Origin of the sequence: Neorhizobium vignae (genome assembly GCF_000732195.1) — a bacterium.
GTDB classification, from domain to species: domain Bacteria; phylum Pseudomonadota; class Alphaproteobacteria; order Rhizobiales; family Rhizobiaceae; genus Neorhizobium; species Neorhizobium vignae.
On record NZ_JNNU01000003.1, the window covers coordinates 67624 to 93827 of the forward strand.

Annotated in this window: 24 protein-coding genes; 13 read left to right on the forward strand and 11 right to left on the reverse strand. The window is 62.6% G+C overall.

The window, feature by feature from the left end:
• Window positions 1-26 precede the first annotated feature (26 nt).
• The 7 genes from GQ59_RS04960 to GQ59_RS04985 all read right to left on the reverse strand — a co-directional run bounded on the left by GQ59_RS04960 (window position 27) and on the right by GQ59_RS04985 (window position 4358).
• Window positions 27-218, reverse strand: coding sequence for a hypothetical protein (locus GQ59_RS04960; RefSeq protein WP_037078379.1), 192 nt, complete (start codon window positions 216-218; stop codon window positions 27-29).
• A 6-nt stretch (window positions 219-224) separates the two neighbouring features.
• Window positions 225-392, reverse strand: coding sequence for a hypothetical protein (locus tag GQ59_RS32305; protein ID WP_156376343.1), 168 nt, complete (start codon window positions 390-392; stop codon window positions 225-227).
• 296 nt (window positions 393-688) lie between these two features.
• Window positions 689-892, reverse strand: coding sequence for a hypothetical protein (locus tag GQ59_RS04965; RefSeq protein ID WP_037078382.1), 204 nt, complete (start codon window positions 890-892; stop codon window positions 689-691).
• A 171-nt stretch (window positions 893-1063) separates the two neighbouring features.
• Window positions 1064-1507 (reverse strand): hypothetical protein, encoded by a 444-nt coding sequence (locus GQ59_RS04970; protein ID WP_152564233.1) that lies wholly within the window; start codon window positions 1505-1507, stop codon window positions 1064-1066.
• A gap of 11 nt (window positions 1508-1518) precedes the next feature.
• A complete protein-coding gene (locus GQ59_RS04975; protein ID WP_051903798.1) occupies window positions 1519-1911 on the reverse strand; it encodes a hypothetical protein in 393 nt (130 codons plus the stop codon).
• 60 nt (window positions 1912-1971) lie between these two features.
• Complete coding sequence (locus GQ59_RS04980; RefSeq protein ID WP_037078387.1) at window positions 1972-2544, reverse strand: hypothetical protein; 573 nt, start codon at window positions 2542-2544, stop codon at window positions 1972-1974.
• Between the two features lie 536 nt (window positions 2545-3080).
• Complete coding sequence (locus tag GQ59_RS04985; RefSeq protein ID WP_037078390.1) at window positions 3081-4358, reverse strand: ABC transporter substrate-binding protein; 1278 nt, start codon at window positions 4356-4358, stop codon at window positions 3081-3083.
• Between the two features lie 195 nt (window positions 4359-4553).
• Between GQ59_RS04985 and GQ59_RS04990 the strand changes: the two genes are divergently transcribed.
• From GQ59_RS04990 to GQ59_RS05015, 6 genes are read left to right on the forward strand one after another with little or no spacing between them, the layout of a single operon-like run.
• Window positions 4554-7073: a hypothetical protein gene (locus GQ59_RS04990; protein ID WP_037078392.1), complete on the forward strand. Its 2520-nt coding sequence runs from the start codon at window positions 4554-4556 to the stop codon at window positions 7071-7073.
• A 15-nt stretch (window positions 7074-7088) separates the two neighbouring features.
• Window positions 7089-8183, forward strand: a complete 1095-nt coding sequence (gene bglB, locus GQ59_RS04995; RefSeq protein WP_037078395.1) for a beta-galactosidase BglB — start codon at window positions 7089-7091, stop codon at window positions 8181-8183.
• The gene (gene pglB, locus GQ59_RS05000) at window positions 8180-9544 is read left to right on the forward strand and encodes a polygalacturonase PglB (RefSeq protein WP_037078398.1); all 1365 of its coding nucleotides are present in this window, start codon (window positions 8180-8182) and stop codon (window positions 9542-9544) included. Before bglB ends, pglB begins: the two co-directional genes overlap by 4 nt.
• Window positions 9532-10650: an ABC transporter ATP-binding protein gene (locus GQ59_RS05005; protein ID WP_037078400.1), complete on the forward strand. Its 1119-nt coding sequence runs from the start codon at window positions 9532-9534 to the stop codon at window positions 10648-10650. Before pglB ends, GQ59_RS05005 begins: the two co-directional genes overlap by 13 nt.
• Window positions 10637-11632: a carbohydrate ABC transporter permease gene (locus tag GQ59_RS05010; protein WP_037078402.1), complete on the forward strand. Its 996-nt coding sequence runs from the start codon at window positions 10637-10639 to the stop codon at window positions 11630-11632. Before GQ59_RS05005 ends, GQ59_RS05010 begins: the two co-directional genes overlap by 14 nt.
• Window positions 11633-11634: 2 nt before the next feature.
• Window positions 11635-12693 (forward strand): carbohydrate ABC transporter permease, encoded by a 1059-nt coding sequence (locus GQ59_RS05015; RefSeq protein ID WP_037078405.1) that lies wholly within the window; start codon window positions 11635-11637, stop codon window positions 12691-12693.
• A gap of 3 nt (window positions 12694-12696) precedes the next feature.
• On the opposite strand, the gene GQ59_RS05020 is transcribed toward GQ59_RS05015, so the two are convergent.
• Together GQ59_RS05020 and iolG are read right to left on the reverse strand one after the other, a co-directional pair.
• Window positions 12697-13737 (reverse strand): LacI family DNA-binding transcriptional regulator, encoded by a 1041-nt coding sequence (locus GQ59_RS05020; protein ID WP_037078408.1) that lies wholly within the window; start codon window positions 13735-13737, stop codon window positions 12697-12699.
• Window positions 13738-14022: 285 nt separating this feature from the next.
• Window positions 14023-15018 carry an inositol 2-dehydrogenase gene (iolG, locus tag GQ59_RS05025; protein WP_037078410.1) on the reverse strand — a complete coding sequence of 332 codons (996 nt, stop codon included), beginning with the start codon at window positions 15016-15018 and terminating at the stop codon, window positions 14023-14025.
• Between the two features lie 166 nt (window positions 15019-15184).
• Between iolG and GQ59_RS05030 the strand changes: the two genes are divergently transcribed.
• The 5 genes from GQ59_RS05030 (at window position 15185) to iolB (ending at window position 21590) form a co-directional block, all read left to right on the forward strand.
• A complete protein-coding gene (locus GQ59_RS05030; protein ID WP_037078411.1) occupies window positions 15185-15997 on the forward strand; it encodes a MurR/RpiR family transcriptional regulator in 813 nt (270 codons plus the stop codon).
• Window positions 15998-16122: 125 nt separating this feature from the next.
• Window positions 16123-18051, forward strand: a complete 1929-nt coding sequence (locus GQ59_RS05035) for a bifunctional 5-dehydro-2-deoxygluconokinase/5-dehydro-2-deoxyphosphogluconate aldolase (RefSeq protein WP_037078413.1) — start codon at window positions 16123-16125, stop codon at window positions 18049-18051.
• Window positions 18048-19871, forward strand: a complete 1824-nt coding sequence (iolD, locus tag GQ59_RS05040) for a 3D-(3,5/4)-trihydroxycyclohexane-1,2-dione acylhydrolase (decyclizing) (RefSeq protein ID WP_037078415.1) — start codon at window positions 18048-18050, stop codon at window positions 19869-19871. The genes GQ59_RS05035 and iolD overlap by 4 nt, the downstream gene beginning before the upstream one ends.
• Window position 19872: 1 nt before the next feature.
• The gene (gene iolE / locus GQ59_RS05045; RefSeq protein WP_037078417.1) at window positions 19873-20784 is read left to right on the forward strand and encodes a myo-inosose-2 dehydratase; all 912 of its coding nucleotides are present in this window, start codon (window positions 19873-19875) and stop codon (window positions 20782-20784) included.
• Window positions 20781-21590, forward strand: a complete 810-nt coding sequence (gene iolB / locus GQ59_RS05050; protein ID WP_037078418.1) for a 5-deoxy-glucuronate isomerase — start codon at window positions 20781-20783, stop codon at window positions 21588-21590. Before iolE ends, iolB begins: the two co-directional genes overlap by 4 nt.
• Here the strand turns inward: iolB and GQ59_RS05055 are convergent.
• Window positions 21587-23110: a sulfatase family protein gene (locus GQ59_RS05055; protein WP_084683036.1), complete on the reverse strand. Its 1524-nt coding sequence runs from the start codon at window positions 23108-23110 to the stop codon at window positions 21587-21589. The two genes, iolB and GQ59_RS05055, sit on opposite strands and share 4 nt — an antisense overlap.
• Window positions 23111-23459: 349 nt before the next feature.
• A complete protein-coding gene (locus GQ59_RS05060) occupies window positions 23460-23972 on the reverse strand; it encodes a YidB family protein (protein WP_051903799.1) in 513 nt (170 codons plus the stop codon).
• Between the two features lie 279 nt (window positions 23973-24251).
• Between GQ59_RS05060 and GQ59_RS05065 the strand changes: the two genes are divergently transcribed.
• Complete coding sequence (locus GQ59_RS05065; protein ID WP_037078420.1) at window positions 24252-24602, forward strand: ethanolamine utilization protein; 351 nt, start codon at window positions 24252-24254, stop codon at window positions 24600-24602.
• Between the two features lie 213 nt (window positions 24603-24815).
• Window positions 24816-26195: an enoyl ACP reductase FabMG family protein gene (locus tag GQ59_RS05070; protein WP_037078422.1), complete on the forward strand. Its 1380-nt coding sequence runs from the start codon at window positions 24816-24818 to the stop codon at window positions 26193-26195.
• Window positions 26196-26204 lie beyond the last annotated feature (9 nt).

Genomic DNA, 26204 nt, shown 5'->3' on the forward strand with positions numbered 1-26204 from the left:
CCGGAAGGCGCAGCGGGGTGATGGCGTCAGGTGTGGGCATAGATGCCATACAGCGCGATGAACATGTAAAGGCAGAAGGCTGCGACCGCGACACCGGCGATAAACATGACCAAGCCGCGACCGGCGATGACTTTGCGCTTTTTTTGGGGTTCGGAATCTGCCGATGGTGACAATCCGGTCGGCGTTTCGCTGTTCCTTGGCGTTTCGCTTGGCTTCATCGTCTATCACTTCGTCTGGTCGATGGCGTGCGGGGATGGCGGTGTTTGGGAACCCGCGGGCTCGCCCGGGTGCAGGAAAAAGAAATAGCCTGCACCGATGACAAGTGCGGCCGCCAGAATGGCGGTGACAAATTTCATCATGTTGTTGCCGGCCTTTCTGGACGTGTCGTTCATGAAGGCTCCAACAGGCGGATCGGGGAATAGTTCCTCGACCAATGCCGGGAGCTCATGACGGCGCCCCAGATCGAGCTGGTCTTCAGGCGGCTGCCGCAAGCAGGACGCTTGCGACGATCAGGCAGCCAAGTGCTACGTTCAGTCCGATGTAAAACGCCATTTCATGTTGGTGGCCGGGTTTGTGGTGCATCTCGTTCTCCTCCTGAAAGCCAAACCTGCCGTCGCGTTGGAAAGTTCCGGCCGGCATTGTCATGGCGCTGAAAAGGATTGCACGAAGGAGACCGGGAAGACGCCGCCTAGTCTCCCGCTGCCCCAAGCCCAAGCGGCCCATTGATCCTGTTCAAGGCTTCCCCGAGGGATTTGACCGCTTCCATCGTTACGGCCTGGGCCGACATCAGCATTGCGAGGTCAGCATCCTTGCCCTGGTGGGACAGGGCGAGGGAGCGCTTGTGCAGCTGCTGGCTCATGGTGCTCAGTTGCGTAAAAGTATTTTCGTCCATCGTCATCCTCCGAAGTCTGCGCGGTTTTAAAGCCCCCAGCCGGCATTCAGTTCCAATCAGCGAGCTGAACGGCAGAATTCGTAGGCGGCGAACCTAGACATGCGGGGATCGTCCGCGTGCCGAAGGCTCCGGCTCCCGCTCGTTGGTAGGAGCCGGTTCGTCGTTTCCAGGTCACTGCTGCGGCAGAACCACATTGCTGTCGGTAGTGCTTTTGACCGGCTTCTGCCCTGGGACATGAGACATGCTGCGCGTCTTGCTTTGCAGCTCATCACCCTTGACCCTCGTTTTTGTCTGCGATTTGCTGAAGGTGCCCTGGTCCATGGCCTGCGCCTTTGACTGCGCCTTCAGCTGCTCGGGGTTCTCGTTGATCTTGGTCTGGCTCCGGGCCTTGCCCTCGGCCGTCGCCGCACTCCCCCCAGAGCCGATCGAGGCTGTCGTGCCATCGTCGGTCCGACAGGCTCCGGCGGTGCCGAGTGTGCTTGCCGATGTGCCGCCTGCGGCGGCACTGCCACCGGAGCCGACCGTGCCGGCCGCGTTGCAGTCCTGTGCAAACACAGGTGTCGTGGCGACCGAGGCCACAAGCACGAGGCCTGCCAGAGTTATCTTCTTAGACATGCCTATCTCCTTCATTTCCGAGGCTTGGTGACGTCGCAGGTGCCGTCCGACCGGCGGGTGATGACCGTTCCATCGGGCCTGGTGACGCTTGCCGTCGAAAATGCCTGATTGCCGGCCGTGCCGGTGGTGACGGACGAGCCGGCGCTGGACGAAGCCGAGCCGCCGCCCGAGTGCATGGTGGTTGTCTTGCCGTCGATTGTCGTCGAGGACGAAACGCTGCCGCCACCTGCTGTTACCGATGTGGACGTGCCGTTGGCGATCGAACCCGTGCTTTCGATGACGGTGCAGGTGGTGCCGTCGTCAAGCTTGATGGTTTCGGTGGCAAAGGCGGAGATCGCGGTAATGGTTGCCAGGATCAGCGGCAGTGCGAACGTGCCTTTGTATGCGAATGATGCCGAGGTCATTTCGGCTCTCCTATGGATAGGACGAAGGCGGAACAATCCGCCCTCGTCCGATGGATGGGACTAGCAGGAAGCGCCGTCTTTCTTGGCCTGGCCCGGAGGACATGCCTTCTTGCCCTGTCCGTGTTCCTGACCGGCTGCGCCAGCAGAGCTGCCGCCGGTTCCGACCGAACTGGTCGACATTCCGTCCTTGGCGGACGTGCCGCCGGTGCCGAGCGTCGATGCGGAGCCCGAGCCGCTGCCCGAGCCCGCCGCCGAACCGCCGGTGCCGACAGAGCTGCTGGACTGGCCATCGCCCGCAGACGTGCCACCGGTGCCGAGCGTCGATGCCGAGCCGGAGCCGCTGCCAGAGCCCGCCGCCGAACCGCCGGTGCCAACCGAGCTGCTCGACTGGCCGCCGCCGGCGGAAGAACCGCCGGTGCCCAGGGTCGAAGCCGAACCGGAGCCGCAATTGGTGGTGCCTGGCGCGCAATTGGTTCCGGCGGAACTGCCGCCCGTCCCGACCGTGCTGCTGGAGGTGCCGCCGCCAGCGCTGGTTCCTCCGGTGCCGACCGTGCTGCTGGTCTGGGCGAAGGCAGACAGGGTAGTGCCCGCGAGAAGCGCCGCGGCAAATGCCGCGCGTGTAACGATGTTCATATCTTATCTCCTTGGGTTTCCTCATGCTTCCGACCGCGACAGCGTTTCCGAAGCTGCGGGACAAACAGGCTGTCGGCGGCGCATGTTCCCGCCCCGGGGCTTCAGTCCGATCAGGGCTTAGACCTTAGTCCTTGGAGGCGTCGACCAAGGTCTGGTGCGAGGGGGAAAGGTCCCGACCGCGGAACTTCGGCGGCACTCGCGGTGTTCTTGGCGTCTCGGAAAGGGAGGTTCAGATGGAAGAGAGTGTATATCAGGCCCGTTGGCTGCTGATCATCATGGCTTTGCTCGCTGTCGGCTTGACTGCAGTCGGAGCCGCGGCCGGGTAAGCCGTCGCATTGTCATTCCGCCAGAAAGGGTCCAGCAAGGCCGGCGCTTTTGACCGCAGCCTCTGCGATATCGAGGCGGGTCTCTCGGTGTCGGGCATAAGAGACAGGCAACCGAAGCACCTGACGCCGGATCAGGATCTCCCTTTTTCCAGCAAGTCTTTCAATAGAGGCATGCCGGGTTGCATTGGCTACCCGGCATGCCCGATCGTGTTACTTTACAGCCAGCGCCTCGTTGATTTTGCCGGCGTCAGCCTCGAGGTTCTTGTAGGTTTCCTCCAGGCTCAATTCGCCCACGATGAGCTGGCTCATGCGCTGGACGATCTGCTGATAGATTGCCGTCGCGCCTTTTACGCGTTCGAACTCCCGCGCTGCTTGCGGAACGTTCTTCTTGTTATCCAGGAAGACGGCCATGGATGCCTTGGCGTCGTCGCTTGAGATCTTGTATTGCGGGTTCTTGATGTCCGCTCCCGTCAGGATGACGTAGGTCTCGGCGATTTCGCGCTGTACCTTCTCGGAGCCGAGAAATTCGATGAACTGAGCGACCGCTTCGGGATGTTCGGTGCGCTTGAAGCCGACGATCGCGGTCGCGCCCGGCATCGCATAGCAACCCGCCTCGCCGCAGGGTGCGTTGATTGCCGTCCACTGGAACGCGTTGCCGATCTTCTTCTGGAAGGGGTTCACCATCCAGTTGCCGGCAAGGTAGGTGACGACATTGCCGTTGACGAATTCATCGCCCATGTTCTTGTACTGCGAACCGCCGGCGGCCCCCCACATTTCCTTGGGGAAACTGCCGTTCTGGGTCCAGGAATAGAGGTCGGCGATATATTTGCGGGCGGCCGCGTCGGGGAAGCTGAACTTGCCGTCCTTCAGATAGACCGAGCCGTAGGAATAGGCGCCGCCGGAGAAGCGGTGGCCCGATCGGTCCATGGTGAAGGGGATCTGCGCGCCCGTCGCCTTTGCGACGCGGGCCGAGGCTTCGACGATCTCCTTGAACGTCGCCTTCGGACCGGGCAGCGGTTCGCCGGCCTGCTCGAACAGGGTCTTGTTGACGAACGGAAGGTTCAGCGTCTGGGACGCGACATAGCCGTTGATCGATTTCGGGTCGTTGATGTTGGGCAGGCGGAGCTGGTTGAGGCTCTCCCCGTGCAGCTTGGCGAAAGTGTCCGGGTCCGTCATGTAGGAACGCATGTCGAGATAATAGGGCGCGAGCTGCCAGTCGGTGATCTTGGCGAGGTCCGGCCCCTTGCCTGCCGCCAGCTGCACCGGCAGCTGCTTCACCACCGCGTCATAGCCGGACGACACGAAATTGACCTTGACGTCGGGATGTGACGCCTCGAATTCCTTGCTCAAGGCGGCCATGCGCTCGACATAACCCTGGTCGTCGTCGGTGAACAGGAAAGTAATGGTCTTGGTGTCCGCCATGGCCGCGCCCGAAAGGGCGAAGGCCGAGAATACGAACGCACTTATCCCTGATAGAAGTCTCTGCATTTTCCATCCTCCCAATGAAAATATTTTCACAATTCGGAAGGTTTCCTTTCGGACTTTCCTTCGAATTTCTCCTTTTTGAAGCTTGACAATCCAAACGTCAAGCTGTCTTGTCGCCCTAAATTCGAAACAGCTCACGAAGCTGATGCAGCGACTTTTATTCTATGAAAATATTTTCATGATCTGAGGGAGGCAGTCATGGAGCATTCACCTGCAGCCGCAGGCCGTCCGGGCGGTGCCAGCTATCACGTCGCCCCCGGCGAAACCTTCACGGCGTGGGTCGTCTCGGATTTGCGCCAGGTCTATTTTCCAGGTGAACCGGCGCCGGCGGAGGATCGCGTCAACTACCGCTTCATCAACGGTTTCGTCGATGTCGGCGACCTGCCTTGCAGGAAGGCCTTCCAGGCACAGATGATCGGACGGGAAATCCGTGCCGAGCATGACTGGAAACCGGCGTCCCTCAACCTGCCCGGGCCGAACCGCCGCGTCGAGTTCACCGGCTTCTGGCACGTGCCGACCCATGTCAGCCGCTGGCTGCGCGGCAGTTTCCGCGCCGAGGCTGCCCGCGACGTCCCGATGCGGCTGAGAACCTGCGGCGGCGTGCGGATCTGGGTGAATGGCGAGGAACAGGTGCGGTTCGAGCCCTTCCGGCGTAACGTCGAAAGCGAGACCGATATCGTCCTGGCGCTGAAGGCCGGCGACAACGACATCCTTCTCTTGACCGACGACCTTGCGGAGCGGGACACGATCTGGTTCTTCGAGCTGGAACTAGTCGATACCCAACCGCTGGACATCGCCCTGCCCACCGCGCTGGACCGGCAGGAAGTCCGGCGGCTCGAGCTCCTTGCCCGCGCCATCCGTCCAGCCGCCGACGTTTTTGTCGACCGCCCGCTGGAAATCCTCTTCGACACCCCGCCTGGGGCCGATCTGCCCGTCGGCATCGAGGTCTACAACCATGGCCATGACCGAGCCGTGCTGGCGAGGGCGGACCTGATCCTGGGTGCCGGCGAGACACTGCTTGTCGCTCCCGCGATCAAAGGCCTGCCGGACGGATATCACGGCATCCGGCTGAAGATCGGTTCCGGCGCCGCAACCGTGGCCCGCCATATAGACGCCGCCTTCATGAGTGGCCTCGACCTGCCTCAGGCCGCCGCGACGCTTGCCGAACGCAAACGCGAGGCGCTGGCCTTCAGCGCCCGTTTCGGTGCCGAGCGGATCGGCCGCGTCCTTGCCATGGCTGCATCAGGCGAGGTCGACCGCGAGGCGATGGACAGGATCATAGCCGCCACGCTCGAGATCATCGACCGGCGGGAGGATTGCTCGGATTTCGTGATGGTGCCGCTGCTTTGGCTCCTCGGGGAATATGAGCATGTCCTGTCACCGGAGACGGCGGCAAACATCCGGGCCTCGGTCGCCGGCTACCGCTATTGGGTGGACGAGCCAGGCAACGACGTCATGTGGTTCTGGAGCGAGAACCATGTCCTGTGCTTCCACACGAGCCAGCTGATCGCCGGCGGATTGATGCCGGATACCGTGTTCTCCGCCTCGGGCAGGACCGGTCGCGAGCAGGCGCAGCTGGCGGAAGGCCGGCTTCGCCGCTGGTTCGACAGTGTCGAGGCCCACGGCCTCGCCGAATGGAATTCCGCGGCCTATTATCCGGTGGATTTCATCGGCCTGCTCGCCCTCGAACGCTGGGGCGGGGACGATATCGCCCCGCGCGCCCGGCATCAGCTGGATCTGATCTTCCGGATGATCGCGCTGCACACGCTGGCGGGTGTCCCGGCCGGCTCGCAGGGGCGCGCCTACGACAAGGAACTGCGGGCCGGGCCTCTCACGGAACTTGCTCCATTCGCCCGCGTGGCATTCGGCAGCGGCTGGCTGAACGGCGGCGTCGCCTCCCTGCCGATGTTCTGCGCCGGCTCCTACACCCCGCCGGCCGACCTGCCGGACTATGCCCAGCTGGTGCAGGGACGCTCGATCGAAGCGCGTTATGCCCAGGGGCTCGAAAGCGGCAAGCTCGTGCTTTTCAAGACGCAAGCTTCGCAGCTCTCTACGGTCATTGATCACAAGACTGGCCGGCGGGGCCACCAGCAGCACGTGCTCGATATCCGGCTTGCCGGCCACCCGATGGCGAGGCTCTGGGTCAATCATCCCGGCGAGGACGACCCCTGGGGCACGCAACGCCCCTCCTATTGGGCCGGCAACGGCGTTCTCCCCCGCGTCATGCAATATCGCGACGTCGCCATGCTGATCGCCGACACCGAAGGCACGCGCCATGCCTGGACCCATGCCTATCTCGGACGCGACGGTCTCGACGAGGTCGTCATGCACGGGAACTGGCTGCTCACCCGCTCGGGTCGGGGTTTTGCGGCGCTCCATGCGACGAACGGACTTGACCTCGTCGCCGAGGGCGCGACCGCCGGGCGCGAGGCACGCTCCGAAGGTGCGCTCACCGGCTGGGCGGCCGTGGTGGGTGCGGGCGACGAAGCGGCTTTCCGTCGTTTCGCCGAACGTATCCTTGCCACCTCCATCTCGTTCGACACCGATCGCAAGGTGCTGAGCCTTTCTCCGCCGGGCCGCGAAACATTGGCTCTCTCCTATGCCGGCGAATTCACCGTCAGCGGACAACCGCGACCCTTCATCCACGATCAGCCCGTGCCGATCCTGACCTATGACAGCACGGCCGCCGGCGACAGCGATCATCCATTCTATGCATAAAGGACATTCCGACCGATGGATTCGATGACCCTCAACAAACCGGCCCTGCAGGAGACGATCGATCAGGTCGCGGTTGCGTTCAGCCGCCTCAAGGGCATCAAGGAAGGCCTTGCCGGTGCCGATGCGGACGGCGGCATCCAGTTCGACGAATGGGACTGGGAAGTCGGCGTCGGCCTTTACGGCTTCCTGCGCCGAGCGCTTGCCGCCGGCGACCGGAAGGCCGTCGACGATCTCGTCGCCTGGTACGGCCGGCAAATCGGCCGGGGCCTGCCGCCGCGGCAGATCAACAGCACGGCGCCCATGCTGCCGCTCGCCATCCTCATTGACCATGTCGACCGGCCGGATTTCCGCGCGCTTGTCGAGGATTGGGCGGACTGGCTCGTCCACCGGCTTCCGAAGACCGAGGACGGCGGTTTTCAGCACGTCGTCAAGGAGCGGCTGAACGATGGCGAGCTCTGGGACGATACGCTGTTCATGGCCGGCCTGTTTCTGGCACGCGCGGGTGTCGCCTGCGGGCGTCGCGACTGGATCGACGAGGCCGTCTACCAGTTCATGGTGCATGCCCGTTATCTGTCCGACCCGGTCACGGGCCTGTGGTATCACGGCTGGACATTCAACGGCCGGCACAATTTCGCCAAGGCCTTCTGGGCGCGGGGCAACGCCTGGATCACGGTTGCCATTCCCGAACTGTTCGAGCTCGTTCCCGACCTTAAGGAAAAGGACAAGCGTTTCCTGTCGAATGTGCTTGCGAGTCAGGTGCGCTCGTTGAAGCGACTGCAACGGCCGGACGGCATGTTCCATACGCTGCTCGACGACCCGACGTCTCCCCTTGAAACATCGGCGACGGCCGGGATCGCCTACGGCATCCTGCGCGGCATCGACGCGGGCATCCTCGATGCGTCCGACCGGGTGCATGCGGAGCGGGCGCTGGCGGCGGTGCTCTCCCAGGTCGATGACGAGGGCGTCGTCCAGGGCGTTTCGGATGGCACGCCGATGGGGCACGATCTGGATTTCTATCGTCGCATCCCCAACCTGCCGACCCCCTATGGGCAGGCATTGACGATGCTGCTTCTGACGGAAGTCCTGCTCGAGGGCGAGGAGGGCGCATGAACAGGTTCCCGTCTCTTCTCGTCGAGCCCGTGCAGGAGGACGAGACGGTGCGCATTCAGGCGGCGATCGACCAGATGGCCGCGCGTGGCGGCGGCTGTGTGGAACTCACCGAAGGCATCCACAATACCCGCGGCCTAAGGCTGCGATCCGGCGTCGAGCTTCATCTGGCGGTGGGCGCGATCCTGCGTCCGGCGGCCGACTACGGAGCTTACGAAGAGACATCGGTTTCGGTTGTCGCCGAGAAGTCGAACCGTGCCATGATCGTCGCAGGAAACGCGACGGACATAGCCTTGACCGGCCCAGGACGGATCGAGGCGGGCGGCGGACATTTCATCGCCGGCAACGACGAGGCGATGGGCACCTTTGTCCCGGCGGAGTTCCGCCCGCGGGTGGTGGTCTTCGAATCCTGCCGCGGCGTCCGCATCGAGAGGCTGGAAGTCGTCGATTCACCCATGTGGACGCTGCATCTCGTCAATTGCGACGACGTCTATGTCGGCGGCGTGAAGGTATCGAACAACCGGCGCCTGCCGAATACCGACGGCCTCGTGCTCGACGCCTGCCGACACGCGGTTGTGGAGGACTGCGTCATATCGACGGCCGATGACGGCATCTGCCTGAAGACCAGCGCCGGACCGGACGGCCAAGCGATCGGGCAATGCGAAAACGTGCTCGTGCGCCGCTGCCTGGTGGAAAGCAACAGCTGCGCGCTGAAGATCGGCACGGAATCCTACGGCGATTTCACCGACGTCGTCTTCGAGGACTGCAGCGTCCACGATTCAAACCGGGGGCTGGGGCTGTTTTCGCGCGACGGCGGGCATATGACCGATATCCGCTTCTCCCGGATAGAGGTCGATTGCCACGAGACGCTCGATGGTTTCTGGGGATCGGGCGAGGCGCTGACGGTGACGGTGGTGGATCGCATCCCCACCCGCCGGGCCGGTGCCGTTCGAAACCTCGTCGTCGAGGACCTGAGTGGCCAAATGGACGGGGCGATCGCACTCGTTTCGACGTCCGCTGCGAAAATTCACGGCACCAGGCTTTCGCGGCTGCGACTGCGGCAGCGAAAAGGCCTGCTCGGCACCGGACTTCGTTATGATCTGAGGCCGACCCATGCGGATATCGCACCGAGCGCGGACGCTGCCGGCCGGGCGAATGCATGGACGAAGGGCGCGGACGGACGGGTGGTCGGTCTTGTCGACTACCCGGGGGGCATGCCGGCGCTTTTTACCGCCGGCATAGAGGGGATTGCGATCGAGGAGACGCATTTCGAGAGGCCGCAACCGATACCGGAAGGCTGGAACGTCGAAAGCGTCGTCCATAAAGTGACTGAACCTGACGGGAGCAGGGAATGGGAAATCTGAAACTTATAAATGTCACCAAGGCGTTCGGCGCGCTGACCGTCCTGCACGGCATCGACCTGACGATCGACGACGGCAAGTTCGTCGTGTTCGTCGGTCCGTCCGGCTGCGGCAAGTCGACCCTTCTGAGGATCATCGCGGGGCTGGAGGACATCAGCGCCGGCGGCATCGAGATCGGCGGGCGCGACGTCGTCCAGCTTTCTCCGGCGGAACGGAAGATCGCCATGGTCTTCCAGTCCTATGCGCTCTATCCCCATATGAGCGTGCGCAAGAACCTCGCGTTCGGGCTCGAGAACCTGAAATTCAAACGCGGCGAGATCGAGACCCGGATCGGGGAGGCGGCCCGCATGCTTGCCATCGAGCCCTATCTGGATCGCAAGCCGCGGCAACTTTCCGGCGGCCAGCGGCAGCGGGTCGCGATCGGACGCGCCATCGTGCGCAACCCCGATATCTTCCTCTTCGACGAGCCGCTCTCGAACCTCGACGCGGCGCTGCGGGTGCAGACAAGGGCGGAAATCACAAGGCTGCATCGCCAGCTGAGAACGACGATGATCTACGTCACCCACGACCAGGTGGAGGCGATGACCATGGCCGACGAGATCGTCGTGCTGAACGGCGGCCGGATCGAGCAGGTCGGAACGCCGCTCGAACTCTTCGACAACCCGCGGAACCTCTTCGTGGCGGGCTTCCTGGGCTCGCCGCGGATGAACATGCTGAAGGGCAAGGTGACTGCGGTCGGCGAGGCCGGCGTGACGGTCGATGTCGGCTACGGCGCGCCGCTCACTGCGTCAATCGATCCCGCCGCGGCGAAACCAGGCCAGGCCGTGCTTGTCGGCATAAGGCCCGCGCATTTCGCGGTCGGCGATGAAGGGCTGCCGTTCGTCGTCCAGTATCACGAGAGCCTCGGGACCGAGACCTATGTCTACGGGACGCTCGAGGGGCGGGACGAGCAGATCATCGTTCACCAGACCGGCCATTTCGCGCCGCGTCACGGCGACGTTCTGCGGATTGCGCCGCTATCCGGCCGGGTGCACGTCTTCGATCCCGACAGCGGCCTGGCTTTGCCGCAGACCGTTAGCCAACGGAGTGACGCCCATGAGCACGCCTAAGGCGACCGATCTCGGCGGCCGCGCCCTCGACTTCGTCATGGGCGTCGTCGAGGCGCCCATCAACGGGTTCGAGCGGCTGATGGGCAGGAAGCGGATGCCCTATCTGTTCCTCGCGCCGAATCTCATCCTTTTCGGCATCTTCACTTTCCTGCCGATCGCCATCGCGGTTGGTTACGCCTTTACCGGCGGCACCGGCCTTTTCGTGTCGGAGCGGCCTTTCGTCGGCTTCGACAATTTCCGCCAGCTCCTGCAGTGCGAAGACTACCTTCGTCCGGGGAGCTGCCGCGAATCCCTGTTCTGGACGGCGGTCTGGAATACGCTCTGGTTCGTCGGTTTCAACGTTGCCGCGACCCTGCTGGCGGCATTGGTGACGGCTCTCATCCTCAACCGCGCGATCGCCGCGCGCGGTTTCTTCCGAGCCATGTTCTTTTATCCCGTCCTGCTGTCGCCGGTCGTCATCGGCCTGATCTGGAAATGGTTCCTGGATCGCAACGGCCTGCTCAACGCCTTCCTGCAGATGCTCGGCGTACCGCCGGAAATCTTCCTGCTGGACGTCGGCTGGTCGCGATTCTTCGTGGTCGTCGTTTCGGTCTGGTTCCACATGGGCTTTTATACGCTGATCCTTCTGGCCGGCCTGCAGGCCATTCCGAAGGATCTCTACGAAGCCGCCTCGATCGACGCGGCATCGCCCCGGCGCACGCTTTTCCGGATCACCCTTCCGCTTCTCGGGCCGAACCTGCTCGTCGTGCTGATCCTCCTGATGATCCGTTCGGTTCAGATCTTCGACGAAGCCTGGGTGCTGACCAATGGCGGCGGGCCCGGCACCGCAAACAGCTTTATCGTCCAGTACATCTACCAGATGGCTTTCGGCAGCGACCTGCGTCTTTTCGGCCTCGCCTCGGCGGCATCGGTGCTGATGGGTCTCGTGCTGCTCGCCCTGACGCTCATACAGCTGCGGCTTGGCCGCAAGATGGAGTCCTGACCATGTCGCAAGGCCTCTCACCCATCGCATTCCTGAGACGCACCCGCCGGCCGGGCCGGATCGGCGTCACCGACGTTCTCTCCTGGGCCTGGCTGATCCTGGGCACGATTGCCGTGCTCATTCCGGTGGTCTGGGCGGGGTTGTCCTCGTTCAAGCCGGCTGCCGAGATCACCCGCTTTCCGCCGACGCTGCTGCCGCGTGCAGCGGTCCAGCAGACCGTCCCCGGCTTCGACGCACCACTCAGCCTCTGGACCGTCGATGTCGATGGCCAGTCGCGCGAGATGGCGATGGTCCGGCGCATCGGGCTGAAGGCCCAGATGGTCGATCCGAGCAATCCCGGACCGCCGGTCAGCGTCGACGTCAAGACGATGTCGCCGGTCCAGCGGCTCACCATCGCGACCGAGAACTATACCGATCCGCTCACCCGGTTCGACTTCCTCACCTTCCTGAAGAATTCTGTCTTCGTCACCTTCGTCGCGACGCTGCTGACGCTCGTCGTCAACGCGCTTGCCGCTTTCGCGTTGTCGAAATACCGGTTTCGGGGCGAGAAGGCCATTTTCGTGCTGATCATCTCGACGCTCATGATCCCCCTGACGGTGGTCATGGTGCCGGCCTATCTGGTCGTCGTCGGGGTGGGCCTGGTGGACAGTCTCTGGGGCATCATCATCCCGACAATCGCCTCGCCGACCGGCGTCTTCCTGCTGCGCCAGTACATGCTCACCATTCCCGACGAACTCATCGAGGCGGCGCGTGTCGACGCGGCAAGCGAGTTCCGGATATTCTGGCGCATCGTCCTGCCGCTGACGGCGCCGGCCCTCGCGGTGCTGGCGATCTTTTCCGTCCTGTGGCGGTGGAACGACTTCCTCTGGCCGCTGATCGTGCTCAGCAGCCGCGAAAACTTCACCCTGCAGGTCGGGCTCAACGCCTTCCAGGGGGAATTCTCCGTGCAGTGGAACTACATCCTCGCCATGACCTTCCTGAGCCTGGCGCCAGTCACGGTCGTCTTCCTGTTCCTGCAGAAATACATCACCACCGGCATTGCCGGCACGGGAATGAAGTGAGGTTCACCTGCGGGGCGGCGCGACGCTGCCCCGCAGAACCAGCTTGCAGCCGAGCTCCAGCCGGTAGGCCGGCCGCAGCGGGTCGTTGGCGACGAGCCGCTGTTCCAGAAGGCTGATTGCAGCCGCCCCCAGCCGGTCGGTCGGCAACTGGACCGTCGACAGCGGAGGCGTGCTGAATTCCCCGGGCACGATATCGTCGAAGCCGAGCACGGACATGTCTTCCGGCACACGGATGCCGAATGCCGCAAGCGCCCTCAGGCAGCCGAGCGCCAGGTTATCGGCGGCGCAGAAGATCGCGGTCGCGCCGCGCAGGCGGCTATCTTCGGAAAGCAGCTGGCGGACCGCCTGCTCGCCCTGGTGGGGCTCGTATCCCTCCGCCTCGACGATCATCTCCGGCAATACGGCAAGGCCGGCTGCGAGATGCGCATCGGCGTAGCCGTCATACCGGCGGCGGATAGTGGTCCTGCCCTTCCAGGTCAGATGCAGGATGCGGCGATGGCCGAGCGAAAGCAGGTGTTCGGTTCCCTGGCGGGCGCCGAAGCGGTTTTCCCCGGTGACCGTATCGACCAACATCGAAGGGTCCTCGCCGTTGAGGATGACGAGCGGCGCCCGCCCTGCCGCAAGGGCGCGGATCAGCTCCGGCTGATCGTCGTTGAGGATGACGATGCCGTCGACGTTTTCGGCCTGCGCCATGCGGCGCACCTCGCCCGCGTCGATCCGGGTGCCGGCGCTGACGAAAGGCACGATCCGAATGCTGAGCCGCTCGCATTCCTGGCGCAGGCTGTTGAGCATCGTCCAGCTGACGAGATTGACGTCGCTGTGAGGCGCCGCATCGCTGGTGATCGCCAGGAGGATCGTGCGAAGCGTGGCGATCGTCGCCCGGCTTCGACGCTTTTCCAGATATCCCAGCCTTTGCGCGGAATTGAGCACCCGCTCCCGAACCTCTATGGATATCGGCGCGGTTCCGTTGAGAACATGGGACGCGGTACTGAGCGAGACACCGGCATCCAGAGCCACATCTTTCAAGCCCAACTTGGCTTTCAACAGAATTTCTTTCGATTTGAGCTGGGTTTTTGAAGCGCCGATACGAGCAGACGATGTCTCGCATAGTTCGTGCAGGCGATTTGGATATCTGCGCGCACGATCCGTGGCCGAAGAGGTGCCTCATCTCCCTGATGCGATGAACTTCGTCCATCATGCATGCTCACGGGGCTCCGACGCAAGACAATCTTGACGCGGCCTTTCGTCGAAAAGCCGCGTCGCCGTTATGGTGGGAGCGGTCCCGTCTTCCAGCCAAGCATCTGGGTCCGACACCGGATGCCTTGGACTTTATTCGCCGATGACGATCGACTTGCCTTCCTTGGCGGCCCGCACGGCTGCGTCGGCCAGCATCAGCGCGATCACACCGTCTTCGGCGGAAGGCGAGGGGGCCGAGCCGCTTTCGAGGCTGTCGATGAAGGCGGAAATTTCCGCTGCGTAAGCCTCGGTATAACGCGTCATGAAGAAGTCGTGCAGCGGAGGGCGGGTATAGCCGTCCTTGTTGGCGATCTCGATCGAGACCGGCCGCTGGTTTTCGGCGGCGACGGAGCCGAGCGATCCGTGCACCTCGATGCGCTGGTCGTAACCGTAGCTTGCCCGGCGGGAGTTGGAGATGATCGCCTGCCTGCCGCTTTTCGTGGTCAGGATGAGGCTTGCGCTGTCATAGTCGCCAAGCTCGCCGATTTTCGGATCGACCAGCACGGCGCCGGACGCCATAACGCTGTGGATTTCCTCGCCGAGCAGGAAACGCGCCATGTCGAAGTCGTGGATCGTCATGTCGCGGAAAATGCCTCCGGACACCTTGATGTATTCCGCCGGCGGCGGGCCGGGGTCACGGCTGGTGATGGTCACCATCTCCACCTTGCCGATCCTGCCGTCGTCGATCGCCTGTCGCACGGCGCGGAAATGCGGATCGAAGCGGCGGTTGAAGCCGAGCATTACCTTGGCGCCGGTCCTGCGAACCGTCTCGACGCAGGCTTTGGCGCGGTCTACGTCGAGGTCGATCGGCTTTTCACAGAAGATTGCCTTGCCGGCCTTGGCGAAGCGTTCGATCAGGTCCGCATGGGTATTGGTCGGCGTGCAGATGATGACGGCGTCGATATCGCGATCGGCCTCGACCGCGTCGATCGTGCTGACCTTGCAGCCGGTGCTGTCGGCAATTGCTTGCGCCGCGTCGGTCATGGCATCCACCACCGCGACGAGTTTTGCTCGCTTGTCCTGCGCGATGGCGCGCGCATGTACCTTGCCGATCCGGCCTGCGCCGAGAAGCGCCAATTTCGTGACCATGATGTCCTCCCGTGACATTGTCCGCTGTTTCAGCCAGACCCGCCTGCGCGGGCGACGCAGCCGTTTTCCCTGCTGCGTTTCAGACTGTCCAAATTGAAATTTGGAATATATGTTCTATTTTGCTAGTTTGTGATTTCATCCATGTCAAGGAGAACGGAAGGACCGAATGGAGGACAGGGCGCCGGCCAGCATCAAGCAATTCGAAGAACGGCTGATCGACGTTTCGGAAAGCCTGCCGAAGCGGCTGCGGCAATGCGCCGACTATGTTGCGGCGAACAAGGACCGGATTGCGGTATCTACGGTGGCCGAGATGGCGGAAGGGGCCGGCGTGCAGCCTTCGGCCTTCATGCGCTTCTGCCGGATCCTCGGTTTTTCCGGGTTCTCCGAAATGCAGCGGCTGTTTCGCGAGTCCTACGCCGGCGGCTGGCCGGACTATTCGACGCGGCTGAAACATCTGCGGGAAAAGGCCGAGGGCAGCGCGTCAGCGCTGCTGGGCGAGTTCGTCGATGCTGGCCGCGCTTCGCTCGAAAACCTCCTGAAGACGATCGATCCGAAGACCCTGGACGATGCCGTCGAGGCGCTGGCGAAGGCGCAAATGATCCACATCATAGGCCTCAGGCGCTCCTTTCCGGTCGCGAGCTACATCTCGTATGCATTCGAGAAGATGAACGTACCGGCCATGCTGCATTCCGGCGTCGGGGGGCTCGACAACCACAATGCCATCCGGACCGGCGACGTGCTGCTGGCGGTCACCTTTTCTCCCTATTCGGCAGAGACGGTCGATATGGTCGAGGCGGTGAGCGCTCGGGGCATCCCGGTTGTTGCCCTGACCGATACGATCGTCAGCCCCTTGCGGAAGTTCGAAACGATCACACTTTCCGTCTCGGAGGTTGATTTCGGGGCGTTCCGCTCGCTGTCGGCGACGCTCTGTTTGGCCATCGTGCTGTCGGTGGCGGTGGGCACAAAACGGTCTGAGTGAATGTTTATGTTGAAAAGCTAGAAAATAGAATTTATAGTTCATTTCTGATTGGAGGCGGCCGGGGAGGATCGGCCGGATCCGGGCGGTATCGACGGGCATAAAGCCCAGCCGCGAGGGAGGAAGTCTTGACGTCACTGGATCTCATCACGATCGGCCGTTCGTCCGTCGATCTTTACGGCGTGCAGGTCGGCGGGCGTCTGGAGGACATGGCGTCCTTCAACAAATATATCGGCGGCTCGCCGACGAACATCGCCGCCGGTGCGGCAAGGCTCGGGCTGAAATCGGCGCTGATCACCCGCGTCGGCGCCGAGCATATGGGCCGGTTCATTCGCGAGCAGCTGATCCGCGAGAAGGTCGACGTGCGGGGCGTCAAGACCGATCCGGAGCGCCTGACGGCGCTCGTTTTGCTCGGCATCCGCGACCAGCACCAGTTTCCGCTGATCTTCTATCGCGAGAACTGCGCCGACATGGCGCTTTGCGAAGACGATATCGATCCCGGCTTTATTGCGGAGGCCGGCTGCGTCTGCGCCACGGGCACCCATCTTTCCCATCCGAACACCGAGGCTGCCGTCTTGAAGGCGTTGCGGCTCGCCCGCGAGAATGGCGCCCGCACGGCCCTCGACATCGACTATCGCCCGAACCTCTGGGGCCTTGCGGGCCATGAGGCAGGCGAAAGCCGCTTCATCGAGTCCGGCAAAGTGACTGCCAAGCTGCAATCGAGCCTGCACCTGTTCGATCTGTTGGTCGGGACCGAAGAGGAATTTCATATCGCCGGCGGTTCGACCGACACGCTCGAGGCGCTGAGAGCGGTTCGCTCCGTTTCCAAGGCGACGCTGGTCTGCAAGCGCGGCCCGATGGGCGCCGTCGTTTTCGAAGGCGCTATTCCCGATAGCCTCGACAAGGGCCAGACGGGGCAGGGTTTTCCGATCGAGGTCTTCAACGTGCTCGGCGCCGGCGACGGCTTCATGGCGGGCCTGCTGAAGGGCTGGCTTACCGGGGAGGACTGGCCGACAGCGCTGAAATACGCCAACGCCTGCGGCGCATTCGCCGTCTCGCGTCACGGTTGTACGCCGGCCTATCCGAGCTGGGAAGAGCTGCAATATTTCTTTCGCACCGGTATCCGGGACAGGGCGTTGCGCAAGGACGGGGCGCTGGAGCAGGTTCATTGGTCCACCAACCGGACCGGCGAGTGGCCACAATTGCGGGTCTTTGCCTTCGATCACCGCATGCAGCTCGAAGCCATTGCCGATGAGGCCGGCCAGAGTTCGGAGCGGATCGACGAGTTCAAGGCGCTCTGCCTGAAGGCCGCGCTCGACGTTTCGGATGGCAGACACGGTTACGGCATTCTTTGCGACGGGCGGCTTGGCCGCGAGACGCTTCACAAGGCGACGGGCACGGGGTTGTGGATCGGCCGGCCGGTGGAATGGCCGGGCTCGCGCCCGCTTACCCTGGAACCAGAACTTGGTCCCGACTTCGGTGGCATCACCGAATGGCCGGTCGAGAATGTCGCCAAGGTTCTCTGCTTCTACCATCCCGATGATCCGGCCGAGATGCGGGAGAAACAGGAAGAGGTGATCCAGCGCCTGTTTGCCGCCACCCGCCGCAACCGGCTGGAAATGCTGCTGGAGGTGATCCCCTCCAAGGTCGGACCGGTCAACGATCGAACTGTTGCCGATATCATCGAGCGTTTTTACGAGATCGGCGTCTATCCCGATTGGTGGAAGCTCGAACCGATGAAGAGCGAGGCCGCCTGGGCGAATGCCTGCGCCGCGATCAAGAAGCACGATCCCTATGTGCGCGGTATCGTCGTGCTCGGGCTCGATGCGCCGATGGCGGAGCTGGAGGAAAGCTTTGCCACCGCGGCGCGCTTCGACCTTGTGAAGGGTTTTGCCGTCGGCCGGACAATTTTTGGCGATGCGGCGCGGCGCTGGTTTGCCGGCGCGATCGGCGACGACGAGGCGGTGGCCGACATGGTGCGTAAATACCGCGAACTCTGCACGGCCTGGGACACGGCACGCGCAAGAGCCGGCAGCGGAGGAGGAAACGGCCAATGACAAGAGTGAGACTGACCGCCGCGCAGGCGATGGTGCGCTATCTCGCAAACCAGATGACGGAGGAAGGTGTGCCCTTCATCGCCGGCGTCTGGGCGATCTTCGGGCACGGCAATGTCGCCGGCATGGGCGAGGCGTTGGCTGGTATCCGGCCGGACCTGCCGACCTATCGCGGCCAGAACGAGCAGTCGATGGCGCATGCGGCGATCGCCTATTCCAAACAGCTGCGCCGCAGCCGGGCGATGGCGGTGACCTCCTCGATCGGACCGGGCGCGCTCAACATGGTGACGGCGGCGGCCTTGGCGCATGTGAACCGCCTGCCGGTGCTTTTCATTCCGGGCGACGTCTTTGCCAATCGTGGTCCGGATCCGGTCCTGCAGCAGATCGAGGATTTCGGCGACGGTCTTGCAAGCGTCAACGACTGCTTCCGGCCGGTCAGCCGCTATTTCGACCGCATCAGCCGGCCGGAACACCTTCTGACCGCGCTGCCGCGCGCCATGCGGACGTTGACGGACCCGGCCGATTGCGGACCGGTGACATTGGCCTTCTGCCAGGACACCCAGGCCGAGGCCTATGATTATCCGGAGAGCTTCTTCGAGCCGAGGACGTGGCATTGGCGTCGGCCACGGCCGGATGAGAACGAGCTTGAGCGTGCGGTCGAGGCGATCAGGGCCGCAAAGAACCCGGTCATCGTCGCTGGCGGCGGCGTGCATTTTTCGGGCGCGACCGGGACGCTCGCGGCATTTGCGAGCCGGCACAATATCCCGGTCGTCGAGACGCAGGCCGGCAAGTCGGTGCTGCCCTGGGACCATGCATCCAATTTCGGCCCGGTCGGCGTGACGGGCGCTTCGAGCGCCAATACGGTTTGCGAAAACGCCGATCTGGTGATTGGCGTCGGCACCCGGTTCCAGGATTTCACCACCGGCTCCTGGGCGCTCTTTAAGAATCCCACGCGCCGTATCCTGTCGCTCAATGTGCAGCCCTATGACAGTGCCAAGCACGAAGCGATCCCGCTCGTCTCGGACGCGAAGGTGGGGCTGGAGCTGATCGGCGCGGCGCTCGGCGATCATCGTTTCCAGGGAGTGGATGCCGGCCTCAAGGATGACTGGTTCGCCAAGGCGGATGCGGTCACCGCTGCCCCCAAGGACGGCAATCTGCTGCCGACCGACATGCAGGTGATCGGCGCGGTCCAACGGGCCTCGCACGACAATACCGTCGTCATGTGCGCGGCCGGCACCATGCCGGGTGAACTGCACCAACTCTGGAAGGCGGGCAGGCCGCTCTCCTACCACATGGAATACGGCTTCTCCTGCATGGGCTACGAGATCGCCGGCGGGCTCGGCATCAAGATGGCGGAGCCCGATCGCGACGTGATCGTCATGGTCGGCGACGGCTCCTACATGATGATGAATTCGGAGCTTGCGACTGCCGTCGCGATGGGCGTCAAGATCACCGTCGTGATCACCGACAACCGCGGTTACGGCTGCATCAACCGGCTGCAGATGGAGACCGGCGGCGAGCAGTTCAACAATCTCTATGCGCATACCAACCAGGCGAACCCGATGCAGATCGATTTCGCCGCCCATGCCGCCGCAATGGGTGCCGATGCCCGCAAGGTCTCCTCGATTGCGGACCTCGAAGCGGCATTGAACGGCGCGCGGGAAGCCAAAGTCGCAACCGTGATCGTCATCGACACCGATCCCTACCCGACGCCGGAAGGCGGGGGCTACTGGTGGGACGTCGCGGTGCCGGAGGTTTCGGACCGCGCCGAAGTCACACAAGCTCGCGCCGCCTACGAAGCGGCACTCAAGGAAAGACGCTGACATGATCCTCTACGGCACCAATCCCATCGCCTGGTCGAACGATGACGACCGCTCGCTCGGCGCTCATATCAGCCTCGACCAGTGCCTCGACGAGACCGCGAAGATCGGTTTCGACGGCATCGAGAAGGGCCACAAGTTTCCGCAGGAGCCGGCAGCGCTCAAGGCGGTACTGGAGCCTCGCGGGTTGCGTTACGTTTCCGGCTGGCATTCGCTGAACCTGCTCGTCAACTCGATTGAGGACGAGAAAAAGGCGATGCAGCCGGCGCTCGATCTCCTCAAGGCGATGGGTTCGAAAGTCATCATCGTCTGCGAGACGTCGAATGCCATCCACGGCGACGACGGCAAGGCCGTCAACGACCGTCCGAAGCTCCCTGACAGCGACTGGAAATCCTTCGGCGCCGGTGTCGAGGCGCTGGCGGAATTTGCGGCCGGGCAGGGCATCAGCCTCGTCTATCACCACCACATGGGCACGATCGTCGAGAGCGAAGCCGAGATCGACAGGCTGATGGCCCATACCGGCCCGCATGCGAAACTCCTGCTCGATACCGGCCATTGCCTGTTCGGCGGTGGAGATCCCGAGCGCGCCGCGGAAAACCACATGGCCCGCGTCGGGCATATCCACGCCAAGAACGTGCGGCCCGATATCGCCGCGCAGGTGCGCAACGAAGGCCTTTCCTTTCTCGAAGGCGTCCGCCGCGGCGTCTTTACCGTCCCGGGCGACAAGGAAGGCGGCGTGAGTTTTCCGCCGGTGCTGAAGATCGCTGCCGACCATGGTTATGAAGGCTGGCTGGTGATCGAGGCCGAACAGGACCCGGACGTGCGCAATCCCTTCGAATACCAGAGCATGGGTCTTTCCTCGCTGAAGGCGATGGCGCAAGCCGCCGGCCTCGACAAGGGGAGGGGCAACGCATGACGAACCTGCTGCGCAAGCCGAAAGGCGCATCCGGCAAGGTGCATGACGTGACGCCGAAGGATGCCGGCTGGGGTTATGTCGGATTTGGCCTCTACCGCCTGAAGCCCGGCGAAAGCGCTACGGAACAGACGGGAGATACGGAAGTCATCCTCGTGCTGGTCGAAGGCAGGGCGGATATCTCTGGAGGAGGCAAGGCTTTCGGCGAGCTTGGCGACCGGATGAACGTCTTCGAGCGCAAGCCGCCGCACTGCGTCTATGTACCCGCCGGTTCCGACTGGAGCGCCAGAGCGACCACCGAATGCACGCTCGCTGTCTGCACCGCGCCAGCCAAGCCCGGACGCGAAGCGGCGGTGATCGGGCCGGAAGGGCTTTCCCTCAATACCCGCGGCAAGGACGCCAATACCCGCTACATCTTCCCGATCGCCATGGAAGAGCGGGACGTCGCCGACAGCCTGCTGGTCACCGAGGTGTTCACGCCGGCCGGCAACTGGTCCTCCTATCCGCCGCACCGGCATGACGAGGACAATTTCCCCGACATGACCTATCTGGAAGAGACCTATTACCACCGGCTGAACCCGGCGCAGGGGTTCGGCTTCCAGCGGGTGTTCACCGAAGACGGCGCGCTTGACGAGACCATGGCCGTCTCGGACCACGATCTCGTGCTGGTGCCGAAGGGCCATCACCCTTGCGGCGCCCCGTATGGCTACGAGATGTATTATCTGAACGTCATGGCCGGCCCGATCCGCAAATGGCGGTTCAAGAACCACCCGGACCATCACTGGATCTTCAAAAGAGACAATCCTTAGGCCGGTTGCCTGGGATGCTCGGCAATGTCGCCGATCTCGGCCATATAGTGGTCGAGCTTGTCGAGCATCTCGCGGAAAACGCCCGCATAGGCCGGATCGTCGGCAACGTTCCGCAGCTCGTGCGGATCTTCCACGCAGTCGAATAACTCCCATTCCGGCAGGGCGCCGTTCGGTCGAGCGCCCGGCTGTCCCAGATCGTCGTTGTACCAGTAGATAAGCTTATAGCGGGCGTCGCGCACCCCGTAATGCGCCCAGGCGCCGTGGATGGCATCGTTGTGCATCCAATAGCGATGGTACACCAACTGCTGCCAGTCGCCCGGCGTCCGCCCCTCCAGCACGGGTCGCATCGACCGCCCCTGCATGAAGGAAGGCGTCCGTACCCCCGCATAGTCCAGGAAGGTAGGCGCGAAATCGACGTTGCAGGCGAGATCGCGACTGGTCCTCCCGGCCGGGATCGCCGCCGGGTAACGCGCCAGGAACGGCATCTGCAGACTTTCCTCGTACATGAAACGCTTGTCGAACCAGCCGTGCTCACCAAGGAAGAAGCCCTGGTCGGAGGTGTAGATCACCAGCGTGTTCTCGGTCAGGCCTTTTTCGTCGAGGTAGTCGAGCAGGCGGCCGACATTGTCGTCGATCGACTGAACCGTCCGAAGGTAGCGCTTCATATAACGCTGGTATTTGAATTCCGCGAAAGCCTGTGGATCGGTGAAGGTGTAATTCCGGCCGGTTGCAGCACACACTACCGTGATGCTTTCGCCGCTTTTAAGTTCGGGCACGCGGCGAACCGGGATCTGGTCCAGCATCAGCTCGCCCGCAAAAGCCGCCGGCCCCTCCGGCTGCACCAACCCGAGATCCTCCCAGTTGAGGTCGGAACGGACACGCATGCGTGCGGCCGCCGCAGCCTTCGCGCGGCCGTAATAATCGTCGTTGAACGTCGATGGCAGCGGAAGATCTTCCTCGGCCCAGAGATGATTGTGTTTGTTGTCGGGCACGAAATTGCGATGGGGCGCCTTGTGGTGGCACATCAGAAAAAAAGGACGGCCATCGCCCTGTTCGATGAAATCGATCGATTTGTCGGTAATGATATCGGTGACATAACCCGGAATTCGCTGCCGGCCATCGCGATTGATGAAGGCCGGGTCCCAATAATCGCCCTGCCCCGGAACGACGGCCCAGTCATCGAACCCCTTCGGCTCGTGGAGATGACCTTCGCCGAGATGCCATTTGCCGAAGATACCGGTGCGGTAGCCTGCCGCCTTCAAAAGCTTGGCCACGTTGGGGAGACGATTGTTCATATGCGTCACGAGCGTGGTGACGCCATTGACGTGGTTATGCGTGCCGGTCAGGATCGCGGCCCTCGACGGCGTGCAGATCGAGTTCGTCACATAGGTCGCGTCATGTCTCACACCCTCCCTTGCCAACCGATCGATATTGGGGGTGTGGTTGAGACCTGCGCCATAGGCCGAGATCGCCCGCGCGGCATGGTCATCCGACATGATGAATATGATATTCGGTCGCAAGTATTCCTCCCTCGCATGCGGCAGGAATACGGATGATCGCAACCATCGAACCCGTCGCCGCCTTGGTCAAGGATATAGCGTCGGGCCATGCGCAAATAATGCAATTTCAGATGCAAGCGATGCCGAAAACTGATCGCTGCCGATCGCTTGGGCCGATCTCCGATGGCTTGTTGAAACCGCGCCTCCCAGGAGGAGCACTTCATCCGTCAGAACCGGCCCTCGAACCTCGATGGCCGTGCAAGACGTCGCATGCTTCTGCAGATCAGGGGCATGTTGCACGTGATCGCGCGGTGGCCGCTGTATCAACGAGAATGGCGAAAAGGGCTTACCGGCGTCAGTGAGAGAGAGGCTAAGCGGCGGATGCAGGCGGAACCGTTCCGTCCGGTGTGAGGCCGTCGACCGCGTTGGGGAGGTTCTCTGAGAGACGTTTCAGGATTTCCTCTTCGGACATGCCGGTTCGCGTAGCGATGTCTCGCAGGACGTCTGGTCCCAGCGCTGCAGCCAGTTCACTGTTATTGATCGGATCGTTCGCCCCGGGCTTGACCCAAGACTCGGCTTTCTTCTCCTGTCCGGCCTGTCGAAATTGGTCGAGGAGGTCGCTCAATCCACCGTTAAGTATCGACCCGATGCTGCCACCGCTGACCAGGCTTCCAAGTCCGCCTCTCCGCAACCTGTCAAGAATGTCGTCGATTCCGCCATCCGATCGAGGGGCTGCATTCGCCGCGCTGCCCGGTGTCGCTCCACCCGACGACGTCCGTTGGCGCTCGGCAACGCCTTTCAGGATTTCGGCGATCCGGTCGCGGTTCTGATATCCTGCGACTGCGAGGACGGCGAGAAGTGCTTTGAGTGATCCGCTCGGCATGTCTGGTCTCCCTGATCTCGGCGATAAACGAGCCATCCTGCCTGTGGTTCCGCATGCGGCATCCTGATGAACCAGAAAACACCTCGCTGCAGCGTGAATATCGTTGCCGATCGCCTTTTAGTTGGTGTCGAGCATGGTTGTCGCGTCCCTGGATCTCCATGGAGCGTCTCTGTCGGGTGTCGGAGCAGGGCGCCTGGTCTACATGCCTGTCTGCGTGTTGGTGTCGGCCTTGGCAGCCTTGGCAGCTGCGCTACCTCTGTCGAAAAACGGGAGAAAGCGATGAAAGTCCAGAAATTCAATATCGCCGACGCGAACCTGGTGAGGTCTCCGGGACAGGATGCCGATATCTTCGTGGGAAACCTGGTCGACGAGAAGAACGGCGGGCCGATCACCATCGGCTACGGCCGGTACGCACCGGGCCAGTCGCTCACAGAAACCATGGCGGTCGATGACGTCATGATCGTTCTGGAAGGCCGGCTTGCAGTTTCGACGGGAGCTGGCACCGTAACGGCGGGTCCGGGCGAGATCGTCTATATGCCCAAGGGTGAGTCGGTGACGATTACGACGGAGGGGGAGGGAGCGCTCACAGCTTACGTGACTTATCCCCACTGGGCGGAGGTTCACGGCTAGCATCCGCGGGACGAGCCTTCCAGCGAACTCGTTTCGGTGTCGGCGCGCCGATCTCCAAAAGCCTCGGCATTTCGCCGCATTGCAGGAAGCGCCTTCACGTTTTGAAATAAACGGTCACCGAAAATGAGTTTCCATTCTGTGCCAGTGCGGTCATGTCTTGTGAAAGCTCGTATGAGCATTGCTCGACGACACACGAATCAAAGAGCCGACAGCATGGAAAATCCGGTTGCACTGAATCGTCTTTCCGAGAACACGGTCTTCCGTAAAGGCGATGTTTTCGTCCTCTTCGGCGAACTGTTCGGCCGCGGATACGCCACCGGCTTGCTGGAGGAAGCCAGGCGGGCCGGAATGGAGATTGTGGGGATCACCGTCGGGCGCCGCGACGAGAACAACGCGCTGCGGCCGCTCGACGCCGAGGAACTGTCTTCTGCGGAGGCCCGGCTGGGCGGCAGGATCATCAACATACCTCTTATGGCGGGTTTCGATCTCGATGCGCCCGCAGGCGGCCCAACTCCCACCGATCTCCTGGCAAAGATGACGCTTGAGAGCTGGGAACACGAAAAGCTCGACTGGGACTATGTCGGGCAATGCCGCGACATCGCCACTGCGCGTTTTACGGAGTCGCTTTCAAAAGTCATGACCGTTCTCGACGGAATGATCGCCGCTGGCCGCAATGTTTTTTTCGCCCACACAATGGCCGGGGGCATCCCGAAGGCGAAGGTATTCTTGGTCGTCGCCAATCGAATCTACAAGGGGACCGGAACCCGTCACATGTCGTCGCAGACCTTGCTCGACAGTGACATGGGAAAACTCATCCTGCAGAATTTTGACGAAGTCTCCGCAAACACCTTTCGCCATCTCATTGATTTCAGCGCGGCGATCCGCGAGCGCGTGGAGGCTTCGGGCGGTCAAATACGATATACGGCCTATGGTTACCACGGATCGGCGGTCCTCATTGACGGAAGCTATCGTTGGCAGACCTACACCAACTACACCCAGGGTTACGCGAAGATGCGGCTCGAGGGCATTGCAGAGGAAGCCTGGGCGACAGGGATCAAGGCAACTGTCTATAACTGTCCCGAAATCCGGACCAATTCGTCCGATGTGTTCACGGGTATCGAGCTGCCCCTGATACCGCTGCTGCTTGCGTTGAAGAAAGAAAACGGTGGTCAATGGGCAGACGAACAGTGGCAGGCCTGCCAGCAGCTTCTGGCTGACGGCTTAACCATGAAGGATGTGTTCCGGAAGATCACCGACATGCAGGCCAGCGAGGTCATGCGTCCATTCTATGACTTTTCCGCATGGCCCATGGCAAACAGCCAGGCACAGGCCGATTTGACCATCGGCACGTCCAACGCGATCACCCAGATGCATCGGGATAGCAAGTTGATGATCAGCGACCTCCTGAGCGGTCTCGTTGTGAAGGCAACCGGGCAGCTCATTTTTGGCGAGTCGTCCGAACCCTCCGGTCCCGTCCTGTGGCTCAACCACGATATCGTGGCTCGGCGACTTAACGCTTCCCACCCGCATTCGAAGTCTCCCGCCCCGCTTATTGCGCAAGGAGTGGAATCCTCGCACATCGAGATAGCGTGACGGCTTACC